This window comes from Vulcanisaeta sp. EB80 (assembly GCF_002078205.2).
Genome location: NZ_LCWN02000070.1, coordinates 1 through 10,828 on the forward strand (window position 1 = coordinate 1; position 10,828 = coordinate 10,828).

The window sequence follows — 10,828 nt, forward strand, 5'->3', positions numbered from 1 at the left end:
GTTTAAGGAGAAGCTTGTGGAATGCATCGTATACACCGCGCAGGAGTTGATAGCCAGGGGTAGATCCGTTGATCTCGACTATGCAGAGGAGCTGCTTAAGTATGGTGAGGACGTTGGTAAGAGGCTCAGTATAGGTGAGCTGGATTTTCACGTTAATTTATTAAGGAATAGAATTAGCGAGAAGCGAGAGAGGAGGAGACCTAGGGAGGTTGAATCTAAACAGTAATCATTATTTTAACAGCATTATATACTTATTTTTTAATACATTTAAGCCATTGCCGTATGCAGCACTGATAGCCTTTACATTAATGGCGGTAATAATGATAATCGGCGCAATAGCAGGTGTGCTAATAGGCGTTGAAGGCAAGGGTAAAAGCCTCGAAGAACTTTCGACCTACAAGTAGACAGGCTTTACCGAAAACTACTTTTAAATCAGTAGGTCTCATGGTTATTAATGTCGATATTAGGTCTTGAGTTTACGGTTAAGCAAACCTTTCGTGATGAATTAGGGGATAGGGTGTGGAAGATCATGAGTAAGGTGGAGGATATGCCCAAGTATTGGAGAGGTCATCGGGAGATCAGCGTGGTCGGTAATGATGGAAGTAATTACATAGTCAAGATAAGATTCGCATTCCCAGGGCCCAATAACACAAGCATGGCTAGGATATTCGTGGATAACGAGAATAAACGCGTCACAATAAACTACATAAAAGGTCCAATAAGAGGTTACGTAATTAATTACATAAGTAATAACACCATAATCAGCCAATGGAGTGTCAACATTAACCCATTATTTGTATTAATGAAATCATGGATCAAGAGGCACTTCATGGAGGGCGCCAACAATGCATTATTAAGGATTGTGAATGAGGCCGAAACCACAACATGAACAATCAATGAAGCCTCGGTCCACACAATGAAGTAAAAGATTAAAAAGGACTGGACCAACAAAATTATCGGCCCCGTAGCTCAGCCAGGATAGAGCGGCGGCCTCCTAAGCCGTAGGTCGTGGGTTCAAATCCCACCGGGGCCGCCAGTTTTGTGTTCAGTTCTCAGTAGGGACGTATGGTGGATTACAATCTGCTAGACCTATCCCAAGAAATGAGGAGCAGAGGAGGTCGATTATCGAGTTTGTTAGGGAGCGTAAGGGGTTAAGCCTAGGGATTTGGGCGTGACTGGTGCTTACCTCAGGATGGTTAGGAGTGGGAGAGCCAGGGCTGGTGATGGGTTGTTGTGCCAGGCGTTGAAGTACGTCACCGAGGATGAGTTGAGGCTGTTGTTGAAAGGCATTGTGCCCGAGGCTAGGGCTAGCCTCAATGATGCGGTTAGGGTGATTGCAACGGCTAGGGTGGACCCGGAGTTCCGTGAGTTCCTGCTTGGTTTAATCAAGGAGTACCTTGGGGATTACATAACAATGCTCCAGTAGACTTGGCATGTGGGTGAGGAGGACATTGAGGATTTTGCGAAAGCCGAGAGGTTGAGGGGTATTCACAATACCCAATGAATTCGACCTAGTAATCATGAACCCACCATTCACTAGAGCCACTGGTAGGACTGAATCCTATGGTGAAGAAAGCGAAAGCAGAGGTTTATTTGGTTTCATTGTGAATGTCACCCAAAAACGCACAATTTTGACCAAACCAGGCATTGCACACTCGCCTTATGATTATTTTCACGCCATGTCCACCCAACCTTAGGAAATATTTTAAAAGGGGATGCATAAATAGTTTGTGATGGTGTGGAGGATGGCTAAGAGGGGTCGATTAATTGTGATGATAGCCGTTTCAATAACAATCCTGCTTTCAGCCTTCGGACTTTCAGTTACGGCTTACGGGTCTCAGAATAGTGGTCAGAACAATCCAGGTGGGTACGTAAAATATACTCTAGACCTTATAAGCAATACCCTCATAAATGGAAATTTTGTGAATACAAGTAATGCTAGGGGGCCATGGGGCATAGCGTATGATCCATCTAACGGTTACATTTACGTTGCTGATTCTGGTTCGGGCACTGTTTCGGTGATTAATGGTGCAACCAACACTGTTATTGCAACCATCCCCGTTGGATCAGGGCCAGAGGGGGTTGCGTATGACCCATCCAACGGGTACATTTACGTTGCCAATTTTGGTCCGAACACTGTTTCGGTGATTAATGGTGCAACCAACACTGTTATTGCAACCATCACCGTTGGACAAGACCCATGGGGGGTTGCGTATGACCCATCCAACGGTTACATTTACGTCACCAATTCTGGTTCGGGCACCATTAGTGTAATCTCTACATCCACTCAGGTCACTAATACTCCGCCTCCGCCTTCTTCATCTTCCTTGACTGTCCTAGTTTACAATGTTCTTGGTAGGCCCGCCACCACCGTGCCTGGTGTTGTTTTTGGAGTCCTCTACAATTCCTCCGGTTTTAGTGAGGTTGCCTACATGAACTCAAGCGGTTACTTGAACTTCAACAACATCTCTCCGGGAACCTACACTCTCGAGGTCTACCACTACCCAAACACTGGGCTTAACCTCACGGAGTACTGGGGAGGCATGACAGTGAACCTACAGCCAGGCTACAACACAGCCACCTTCATTAGGCATGAGCCCTGGATCTACAACCTACAGTCCTCGGCGAGTAACGGGAGTATTGTGGTCACGGTCACAGTCAACGGCACAGTGACCAGCCCGACTCCAGGCGAGATAGAGCTCTGGGTCACCAGCAACCCCTCCCTCGCTAGTCCCTACAACCCATCCAATGTGACCTACTTCACCATAAACCCAGGCCTCAACACGTTCAACTTCACCTACCCAGTCAGCCAAGCAGGCACCTACTACGTCTACGCCGCACTACTCACCTACAACGGAACGCAGTACATAGTCACAGACCAATGGAACTGGACAGCACTCACATTGTCACAGAATACAACCGTTACCACGCCCACTACGACAAGCACATCTACGTCGAGTACGTCGACATCGACGAGCGTCTCGACTAATAGTTCCTCGATTAGCTCGGTTACCACGCCCACTACGTCGACATCGACGAAGCCGACACCCAGTGCGGTGCCTACCTTGGTTGTTGTGGTGGTTGTGGTTGTTGTGGTGTTGGTTGTTGCGTTGTTAATGATTAAACATAGAAAGCCATAGCTCTAAACAGTGGTTACCCAAAATCAAACCCAACCAAGTCTCATTCAGTGCCTGCCTAAACGCCGTGCCAGTTCTCCGCAACCCCCCACGTGGGATTTTTACAAACGCCTTAATCGAATTTCCGGGTTAGAAAATCAATAAATAGGCTATGTGTGCTTATCAAGAGCCTGAGGTTTACGTAAAGTGGTTTGTTGGGCGTGCTTTATCTGGTATTGAGGATGTTTAGCTTTTTTTGAGGAGGCTCACATACGCCTTAAGGCTGATTATGATGTTGAGAACATCGTTATCGAGGCAGAGACTCCTTGTGGGTGCGCTAAGGATAGGGAGCAAGTAAAGAAGTACATGAAGAGTTACACGCCGGCCTTACTGGCGTGAGCGTTGGTAAGTTTTCTCCTCGGCTCTTGCCACATTGCCACTAAGGCATGTGGGTTTAGGCGGTAGCATTAGGCTGTGCTCAGGGTTTTACTCAGTTATGGCCTCTACCGCGGTTAGGCGTGCTAGGTAACAGTGAACAGCCTTTTCCTCATTTATGGCTAATAATTCTCGGCTTGGAAATCTGCACCAGGATTTGATGCATTGATTTTTAAGGGAGTTAATGCACGGCCTTGCGGTAGTCAATCCTCAATCAATGCTTTTAAACTCGAAGTGTATCTTTACGTTGAGGTGGGTTTATGAGTAAGGTGATTTGGAGGGTGGGGAATCTTAACTTTGTGTTCATCAACTTCTTCTACGCAATCCTTACAGCTATCTTCGCAATCGCAGTCCTCACAATCCCACCTCAGGAAATATTCGCCGACATAGTGATTATGGCAATCCTCATCGCAATCGCCATTGCGGTGACCTACGTGATACTACGCAGGAATCCCGTAGTTGGGGTCTTGTTCACTGAGGATGGTTTGGTTGTTAGGGGTAGAATGGGCTTTACAGTGCCGAGAAACGTGGTTATTAATGGTAACATAGTCTGTATTAGGAATACACCCAAGGGACTAGGACTACGCGTGACCCATGGCTCACTTGATTACACAATCCCACTAAACCAAAGACAATATGATAGGTTAATCAACGCATTAACCACACACTGGGGCTGGACACCACCCCAATGCCCAAACACGCCCTAATTGGGTACTGCCAATCCCTGATTAAACAATGCTTTTAACCCCAAGACGTGTCTCCACATTAAGGTGGGTCTATGGGTAGGGTGATCATGATGGTAGTCTCAAGCACCTGGCTCGCCTACGCCGTCTCCGCAATCCTCACGGGAATCCTCGTAATCGCGGTCTTCACGATTCAGGAGGCAAGTCTCCTCATTATGATTGCGGCGGTCCTTGCCTCAATCGCGATTGCCGCGGCATTCATCATAATACTACCACGCACTGTTGTTGCCACATTCACAGTGGATGAGTTGCTCGTTAGTGGTAAGAGGGGTGGTTTTTCCTTACCGAGGGATGCGGTTGTTAATAATAACGTGGTCTGCATTATGAGGACGCGTTGGGTCTTGAAGCTACGTGTAACCCACGGCTCAATTGATTACACAATACCATTGAGCAAGTGGCAGTATAACAGGCTGGTCAATAAATTGAGGGAGCACTGGGGCTGGGTGCCACCGGAGTGTTGGTGGTGATTGCCCATGGGTAGGGTGGTCGCGAGGGTTTCTGGTCCCCAAAAGCCCGAGGACGTGCTCTTAGACGTCTTCGCCCTGTCCTTCCTCACAATCATTATTGCAGCGTACACCGCCAACGTGGGCCTCTACCTATCAATAGTCCTTGGCGTAATCGATGGCGTGTTGTTCATCATGATGCTGCGCCGTATAGTTACTGCCACGTTCACTGTGGATGGGTTGATTATCGAGAGGGGTGATAGGAGGGGGAGGGTCTTCATACCGAGGGACGTGGTTGTTGCTGGTAATGTGGTTTGTATTGAGTGGGACCCCAGGGACAGGAGTTACAACATGCGTGTGGCTTATGGTGGGCGTGTCTACACCATCTCACTGATGAATAAGCGATTGGTTGATAAGATGGTTGATAGGTTAAGGAGGAACTGGGGCTGGACACCGCCAGAGTGCCCTAATTAAGCCAGTCCCCGGAGGGCATTACTAAACCAGCACGGTCTTGACTACATAATAGCCCTACCCTCCGTCCCGTTGATAATCTTATATATTGGGGGCGTATTGAAAATGTGCATGTACGGGGTAGTCAAAATCAGGGACAGGGTGCCAGCGGACGGGAGAGGGCGTGTCGAGTTCCGCATCTGGAACCCGGGGAAAACGATTGGGACCCACTGGACTTCAGGGTACTGGTCAAGATTGAAAAGCATGGGTGGCCCGTGATGGGGAAGTTCTGGTTCGAGGGTGGTGGTAGGTGGTTCGTGTCTGACAGGTGGTTTGCCCTCCCAATGAGGCTCATTGAGGAGTTGGGCTTGTCTAACTACGTGCTTGAGGAGTTTGAGAGGAAACCGAGGTGGCAGGTAATCATTGAGGAGTAATAATTAATCCTCCCTGGCTAGTTCCAAATCGCATGGCACATGGTGGGTCATTCCTCGAGCAATGTCACTATGCCATTTAATCATTACCCAATGCGAGGGCATCCATTGGCAACTCATCATGATAAACATCAATTATGAATGGTAAATCCTCAACACTAGACGCCTCCAGCCTATCAACCACAGCCCACTCTAGGTGGTGCTTCTCAATCAATTCCCACTTAATTGCAATGTAGTAATCAATAACGAATGGGAATAGGTCCTTACCCCATGATTCGCTACCAACCATCTTGGCATCACGTCCAAACGGCCACCCCCACGTGATCATTAAATCATGGAGTTGCTCATCTATCCTCCTCCACCTCCCTGCCTTATTGTCCCATATGAGGCTTGCCCCATCGCCCATTTCGTTCAACCACACATCCCTTATCTTAATCACCCCGTATAATTGAGACGCAGACTTGGGTAGTGCCTTGGTTTGTGAGTTAGTCATCTATTGCTAGACACGCCTCGGGGTATATAAAATTAGACACGAGAGGCTATCACTAGCCATTACTGGATTAAGCTTGTGATTAGGCGCGGCATTATCACTCAATATCGCGTTCAATCTCTATGGTCTGTGCCGTAGTTTGTGGTACGTATGTGGTTTGCGTCGCTAGCCAATTCACGAACTCCAGCGCCTTCTTCGTAATGTTCTCGTCACGTATCCAAGTCCAGCACTCAATGTTGCCATGGAGCCCACCACCTGTGATGTTCATGCTGCCGAGCCCCACAACCCCCTTGTCAGGGAGTATTATCATCTTTGAGTGCAGCCTTGCCATGTTCGGGAGTATGTATAACCCCTTGAGAGGCATTACCCTGACTGTCCTCGTCTTGCCCATGCCCATGAGTATTGATACGATACCGCCGATGATGGAGCCCACAACTGTAGCACCCACAATTACTGAGATCGGCGTTACGTAGCTGGTCGGTACATGTAATAAGAGGTACGTTGCGGCTGCGATTGCCGAGATTGGGATGAGTATGAGCATCAGTACTCCCAGTGCTATGAGCCATGCTCGCATCGGCCTAATGGTCTCAGTAACCAGCTCGTACAGTGAGGATAGTGCGGCTTGGTGGGGTGGTCTCTGTGGGTCGTTCATGGTCACTAGGGTTACGCTAACCCTCTTGGCTAATTCCTTAATTCGCGATGCTGTTTCGGGGCTTATCCACGGGCTCACAATGACCACCTCCTTAATATCACGGTCATAAATCCTCCTTAAAACCTCATCACCAATCGCCCTACCACAGATCACCTCGGCACTTTGGGAATCCAAGGAAAACAAAACAGGCTTCTCACTGCTCATTACTGAGTCACCCCTGTACTCACCCCCTCCTTAGTCGTAACCTCATTACTTGGCGTACTCCCACCACGCTTTACTCTTCTCCATTTTTTGAAGAAGAGAGTATTAGCCTTCCAATTAACCTCGATTTTCTTCTTTGGCGCACTTATTAAAACCGTACCACCATCACCGCAATCTGCGTATTCCCCATAGATGAGCTTGGCTAGTCGGCACTCATCAACTGTGACCAATCCCTTACTTATCAATGCGTTGTATGCATCAATCATTAAATCCCTTATATTGTTGGATAAGCGTATGAATAATGGGATGACCTCGGTCCTCGCCTGTAAATTAACTGATGCGTGGTAGTAAATAATGACGATGTACGCCTTCAACCAATCAGTATCCCTGCCATAGTACTCGTTGAATAGCCAGGAGTACATCTCAAGTTGTATAGCAGCCCTCCTAACAAATAGGGAGTAATCATCGAACGTAGGCGCAGTCTTCTGCTCAACAATGTGCACGGCCCTGCCCTTTAAGTCGTAGATCAGTAGGTCCGGCTCACCGCATATGATGCCCCCAATCTCGGGCATGCTCACGCAGAACTCGGTCTTGGCCGGTATAATAAAGTCCGTGGCACTAGCCAACGCGGTCTTAAGGAACATGTAATCAATAACCTTCGTGAGTACGGTATCGTATTTCCCCGGCCTCCTATATTCTAATCCAGTGAAGCGAATAACGGCTGTTAAGCACGATACAGGGACATCGCTGGGGTCACTGCATAGTCTTCTTTGAGTTTCTGCTCTATACTTATAATGTTAGATAGCCGCATTAAGTGAGTGTTTCGATATATCGCCAGCAATCACGCGGTTTGCCACATAATCAGCAATCGAGTAAAGGAACACGCGCACGCGGTCACGGTCACGGATTTGCCTGGAATTGGGGTTGGGAGAAAGACCCGAGGTGTGTAGGGAGGAACTCATATTCTCTATATATTTTATGATAAGCTCCTATTTATAAAGCTTTACCGTGGGTGTAATGAGCTACAATCACAATCCCCACAAGTCAAAACTAATGCAAGCCGTCGTCAGCAATAGTGCACTTAACCTCGGTGCCAGAGACTAAGCTAGACACATCCAGTGCCTAAGGAAACCCTCGGGCTAAGTCTTACCGGCCTGAGCATGAGTCGGCGGGAATTAACGGTGTAGGTCAGCACGTCAGTTATTAGTGACCACAAGTCGCTGTAGAGCTCAACCTCGATGCCCGTGTTGAGGGCCAGTGCTAAGCCCACTATTGAGCATGGGCTCAATCATTGGCACAGGCACGGTGATTATTGTGTTCCCGGGCAAGGTATCATCAACGAAGCTTATGAACCCACTAAACCACGAGCGCTGCGTGCAGTACTTAAACACGTCACCGAGTCTCTTCACGTTCGATGTATCGAACTGGATACCTAATGCACTAAATAACCTAATTAATTATTAATTTAGTGAGGGGCTTAAGCTCCATGTCTGGCACGCCATCTAGCCTAACCGAGCCGTCGTACTCCTTGAACGTGATTGCTGGCGGTTCATTAACTCCCCTATAGTCGAGCCTACCGATGACTAGCCTAATCATCGATCGCTAAGGCTCTTGCTTTAAAGAGTTTCACAAGACCGTGCAATGAGTTCATCACCCAATGCACGAATTCGCGAACACCCACGTTGCGTTTTCGTTGCCAGGCTTTCCGTGTGGTTTGCACGAATTCGTGCATCCTCTACACTTGACTTTTGACCATTTATCGTTGGAACAAACCGTTACCCTGAGAATTGAAATACCGTGGGAACAACAATTCAATTCCCAAAACAAACCGTGGGAACAGGCACGAACCATAGGCACTAGGAGCAGAAATATGTTCCCACGAAGCCCGAGGAACGGGGAGGAAAAACTTTAAAACCCAAAACAAAAACTAACACTGCGGCTGATTTCAGAGGAATATTGAAACGAGTGACCTCATATGTCGTCCCTCCACTCCAGATTGCAATTTTAGCTGATTTCAGAGGAATATTGAAACTCTATATGCAACGCACCCTCAACTCGCACCTGTCCTGCCTCTAGCTGATTTCAGAGGAATATTGAAACTTGCACCTTTTTCGCCAAATCCCCCAGCTCGCCCAAGCCCTCGCGTTGATTTCAGAGGAATATTGAAACAATCACGAAGTAGGGCACCTTATAGACGCTATCGTGCTTTACGATGATTTCAAAGGAATATTGAAACTATGGTGTAGGCGAGCATTGTCAAACAATTACTCTCTTTACTTTCAATATTAGTATTTTATGTTTAGGTTGTTTGGTACTTATGATGTCTTCATTGCCGTTTTCGATTGAGCCTGGGTCATCATTAGTAATTTATTATCCGCACAATGGGAGGACTATCAGCACAAAGTTGCCCGCCAGTGTGAATGTATTGACCAGGAGGTATTATGACCTTGGTTCGTTGCTTTGGTTTGTTGAAGCTTGGTATTGGGAGCCTAAGTATGGGTTTATATACTTCGAGAGTGGACCTCATATACATCCGAAGGCGCCAGCCATGTATCTAGTAGTACCGCCAAGATCCACATTCGCCGCTACGGACGGTGGATCCCACATGCATTATGATAAATCTACTATGAGAAATGCTAGTCTAATATTCCTGTTCTTAATAATGCCGCTGATCTATCTATTAAGCATTATTAATATTAACGTAGTTCATATAAACACTAGCGTTGATGAATTATTAAGCAGAGATTCTGCTGCCCATGGAATGTTAAGTGCATTAATGAGTAATGCACCTCGTAGAGGTTGGGCGTGGTATAGGTTATTGCCGTGGTCATGGATTGAGCAGGTATATGCGTATTGATTTTTCGCTTTCATGATTTGAGGAGTCGTTCATGTAAGACCGGCTCAGTGGCTGGACTAATCAATAAGTCAGTACTGGAGGAATTCATCGCAATGGGATTTAACTACCTAGCCGCTTAAGTGGTTCGTGATGATTAATGACACGGTTCTGATTACTCCGTAGGTTTCAACTCGTAGACCTCAGACCTAGTGAGTTTCCATCTGATGAAGTCGAAGTGACCATAAATGCTTTTACCCTCGAGCACCTTGGGCAGCCATAACTTATCATCTTCCCACATCTCGTGGTAGGGGATCTTGTCGATATCGAACCATAATGGCTCAGCCTCCTCGGTCTCTATCGGCTTTCCGTCAAAGCTATCCGTTATAAAGACATGAACAAAGTGCACCGACTCAACTTTATCATCTTCATAATTCCAAAACTCTAACAGGCCAGACCACCTAAGGTTCATGGGCTTTATGCCTATTTCCTCCTCACACTCCCTAATCGCCGCGTCAACAATGCCCTCTCCCTCCTCAACCTTACCACCAACCCCATTGTATAACCCGGCGCCCAATCCTCTCTTCTTCCTAATCAATAGGACCTTATTATCCCTTACGATATATACGAGGGTCTCTATGAATATCATAATCCGAACCTAATTATTCCAGGCCTGGGTTAAAATCGCTAATTTTCCGTGGCAATCCGTATTACGTAATTTCGCGATTCTTTGCGACGATTATTCTGTAGTTCTTATCGTCAATTTGCACCGTCTCCCTAATCTCAACATTGAGTATTTTGAGTATTCTCTGTATCATCATGAAGCATATGAAGTCGTCAGTCAATATGGTCAATGTTGACCCTACCTTCGCCTTAGACACCGCGTTTGCAACCATGGTCACAGGCGTTGGGCATTGCATACCTCTAACATCAACCGTACTCTCCATATCACATGGATGGAGAACCAGGGCTTATATAATTTTAATTTCTACACCACAATTAACTGATTAGAGACTGGTTTTAAAGAGCTGTAC

General features: G+C 47.0%; 17 protein-coding genes, 1 tRNA gene and 1 CRISPR repeat array. Of the genes, 11 read left to right on the top strand and 7 right to left on the bottom strand.

Annotated features, from left to right (window positions below):
- The 10 genes from B7L70_RS10310 to B7L70_RS13535 all read left to right on the top strand — a co-directional run.
- A partial coding sequence (locus B7L70_RS10310) for a hypothetical protein (RefSeq protein WP_081227951.1) occupies window positions 1–226 on the top strand: 226 nt, incomplete at its 5' end.
- A gap of 49 nt (window positions 227–275) precedes the next feature.
- Window positions 276–404 (top strand): hypothetical protein, encoded by a 129-nt coding sequence (locus B7L70_RS14185; protein ID WP_255408861.1) that lies wholly within the window; start codon window positions 276–278, stop codon window positions 402–404.
- 50 nt (window positions 405–454) lie between these two features.
- Window positions 455–889: a polyketide cyclase gene (locus tag B7L70_RS10320; RefSeq protein WP_081227956.1), complete on the top strand. Its 435-nt coding sequence runs from the start codon at window positions 455–457 to the stop codon at window positions 887–889.
- Window positions 890–958: 69 nt separating this feature from the next.
- Window positions 959–1,036 (top strand) — tRNA-Arg (locus B7L70_RS10325).
- 129 nt (window positions 1,037–1,165) lie between these two features.
- Window positions 1,166–1,426, top strand: coding sequence for a hypothetical protein (locus tag B7L70_RS10330; protein WP_162009159.1), 261 nt, complete (start codon window positions 1,166–1,168; stop codon window positions 1,424–1,426).
- A 307-nt stretch (window positions 1,427–1,733) separates the two neighbouring features.
- Window positions 1,734–3,140 (top strand): YncE family protein, encoded by a 1,407-nt coding sequence (locus tag B7L70_RS10335; protein WP_081227962.1) that lies wholly within the window; start codon window positions 1,734–1,736, stop codon window positions 3,138–3,140.
- Window positions 3,141–3,811: 671 nt separating this feature from the next.
- Entirely contained in the window at window positions 3,812–4,258 is a 447-nt protein-coding gene (locus B7L70_RS10340; RefSeq protein WP_081227964.1) for a hypothetical protein, read from the top strand.
- Between the two features lie 71 nt (window positions 4,259–4,329).
- Window positions 4,330–4,761 (top strand): hypothetical protein, encoded by a 432-nt coding sequence (locus B7L70_RS10345; RefSeq protein WP_081227966.1) that lies wholly within the window; start codon window positions 4,330–4,332, stop codon window positions 4,759–4,761.
- 6 nt (window positions 4,762–4,767) lie between these two features.
- A complete protein-coding gene (locus tag B7L70_RS10350; RefSeq protein WP_081227969.1) occupies window positions 4,768–5,211 on the top strand; it encodes a hypothetical protein in 444 nt (147 codons plus the stop codon).
- A gap of 254 nt (window positions 5,212–5,465) precedes the next feature.
- Entirely contained in the window at window positions 5,466–5,621 is a 156-nt protein-coding gene (locus B7L70_RS13535; protein ID WP_162009160.1) for a hypothetical protein, read from the top strand.
- 76 nt (window positions 5,622–5,697) lie between these two features.
- Here B7L70_RS13535 and B7L70_RS10355 read toward each other — a convergent pair whose 3' ends face one another.
- From B7L70_RS10355 to B7L70_RS13540, 5 genes are all read right to left on the bottom strand, one after another.
- Window positions 5,698–6,111, bottom strand: coding sequence for a hypothetical protein (locus B7L70_RS10355; protein ID WP_081227972.1), 414 nt, complete (start codon window positions 6,109–6,111; stop codon window positions 5,698–5,700).
- 94 nt (window positions 6,112–6,205) lie between these two features.
- Window positions 6,206–6,964, bottom strand: coding sequence for a phospholipase D-like domain-containing protein (locus B7L70_RS10360; RefSeq protein ID WP_143701623.1), 759 nt, complete (start codon window positions 6,962–6,964; stop codon window positions 6,206–6,208).
- Window positions 6,964–7,605, bottom strand: coding sequence for a hypothetical protein (locus B7L70_RS10365; RefSeq protein WP_081227978.1), 642 nt, complete (start codon window positions 7,603–7,605; stop codon window positions 6,964–6,966). The genes B7L70_RS10360 and B7L70_RS10365 overlap by 1 nt, the downstream gene beginning before the upstream one ends.
- Window positions 7,606–8,190: 585 nt before the next feature.
- A complete protein-coding gene (locus B7L70_RS13055; protein ID WP_143701624.1) occupies window positions 8,191–8,370 on the bottom strand; it encodes a hypothetical protein in 180 nt (59 codons plus the stop codon).
- 40 nt (window positions 8,371–8,410) lie between these two features.
- Window positions 8,411–8,557, bottom strand: a complete 147-nt coding sequence (locus tag B7L70_RS13540; RefSeq protein WP_162009161.1) for a hypothetical protein — start codon at window positions 8,555–8,557, stop codon at window positions 8,411–8,413.
- A gap of 342 nt (window positions 8,558–8,899) precedes the next feature.
- Window positions 8,900–9,197: a CRISPR direct-repeat array (repeat unit 23 nt; unit sequence TGATTTCAGAGGAATATTGAAAC).
- 84 nt (window positions 9,198–9,281) lie between these two features.
- Between B7L70_RS13540 and B7L70_RS10375 the strand changes: the two genes are divergently transcribed.
- Window positions 9,282–9,818 carry a hypothetical protein gene (locus B7L70_RS10375; RefSeq protein ID WP_081227983.1) on the top strand — a complete coding sequence of 179 codons (537 nt, stop codon included), beginning with the start codon at window positions 9,282–9,284 and terminating at the stop codon, window positions 9,816–9,818.
- A gap of 151 nt (window positions 9,819–9,969) precedes the next feature.
- On the opposite strand, the gene B7L70_RS10380 is transcribed toward B7L70_RS10375, so the two are convergent.
- Both B7L70_RS10380 and B7L70_RS10385 read right to left on the bottom strand, forming a co-directional pair.
- Window positions 9,970–10,443, bottom strand: a complete 474-nt coding sequence (locus tag B7L70_RS10380; RefSeq protein ID WP_081227986.1) for an 8-oxo-dGTP diphosphatase — start codon at window positions 10,441–10,443, stop codon at window positions 9,970–9,972.
- A gap of 61 nt (window positions 10,444–10,504) precedes the next feature.
- Entirely contained in the window at window positions 10,505–10,741 is a 237-nt protein-coding gene (locus tag B7L70_RS10385; RefSeq protein WP_081227989.1) for a sulfurtransferase TusA family protein, read from the bottom strand.
- Window positions 10,742–10,828 lie beyond the last annotated feature (87 nt).

Bases quoted from the DNA above. Each gene is read 5' to 3' on its own strand.
- B7L70_RS10380 (WP_081227986.1), bottom strand. From the start codon at position 10,443: ATGATATTCATAGAGACCCTCGTATATATCGTAAGGGATAATAAGGTC.
- B7L70_RS10340 (WP_081227964.1), top strand. From the start codon at position 3,812: ATGAGTAAGGTGATTTGGAGGGTGGGGAATCTTAACTTTGTGTTCATC.
- B7L70_RS10345 (WP_081227966.1), top strand. From the start codon at position 4,330: ATGGGTAGGGTGATCATGATGGTAGTCTCAAGCACCTGGCTCGCCTAC.
- B7L70_RS10365 (WP_081227978.1), bottom strand. From the start codon at position 7,605: ATGTTCCTTAAGACCGCGTTGGCTAGTGCCACGGACTTTATTATACCG.
- B7L70_RS10355 (WP_081227972.1), bottom strand. From the start codon at position 6,111: ATGACTAACTCACAAACCAAGGCACTACCCAAGTCTGCGTCTCAATTA.
- B7L70_RS10385 (WP_081227989.1), bottom strand. From the start codon at position 10,741: ATGGAGAGTACGGTTGATGTTAGAGGTATGCAATGCCCAACGCCTGTG.
- B7L70_RS13535 (WP_162009160.1), top strand. From the start codon at position 5,466: ATGGGGAAGTTCTGGTTCGAGGGTGGTGGTAGGTGGTTCGTGTCTGAC.
- B7L70_RS10335 (WP_081227962.1), top strand. From the start codon at position 1,734: ATGGTGTGGAGGATGGCTAAGAGGGGTCGATTAATTGTGATGATAGCC.
- B7L70_RS10360 (WP_143701623.1), bottom strand. From the start codon at position 6,964: ATGAGCAGTGAGAAGCCTGTTTTGTTTTCCTTGGATTCCCAAAGTGCC.
- B7L70_RS13540 (WP_162009161.1), bottom strand. From the start codon at position 8,557: ATGATTAGGCTAGTCATCGGTAGGCTCGACTATAGGGGAGTTAATGAA.
- B7L70_RS10350 (WP_081227969.1), top strand. From the start codon at position 4,768: ATGGGTAGGGTGGTCGCGAGGGTTTCTGGTCCCCAAAAGCCCGAGGAC.
- B7L70_RS10320 (WP_081227956.1), top strand. From the start codon at position 455: ATGTCGATATTAGGTCTTGAGTTTACGGTTAAGCAAACCTTTCGTGAT.
- B7L70_RS10375 (WP_081227983.1), top strand. From the start codon at position 9,282: ATGTCTTCATTGCCGTTTTCGATTGAGCCTGGGTCATCATTAGTAATT.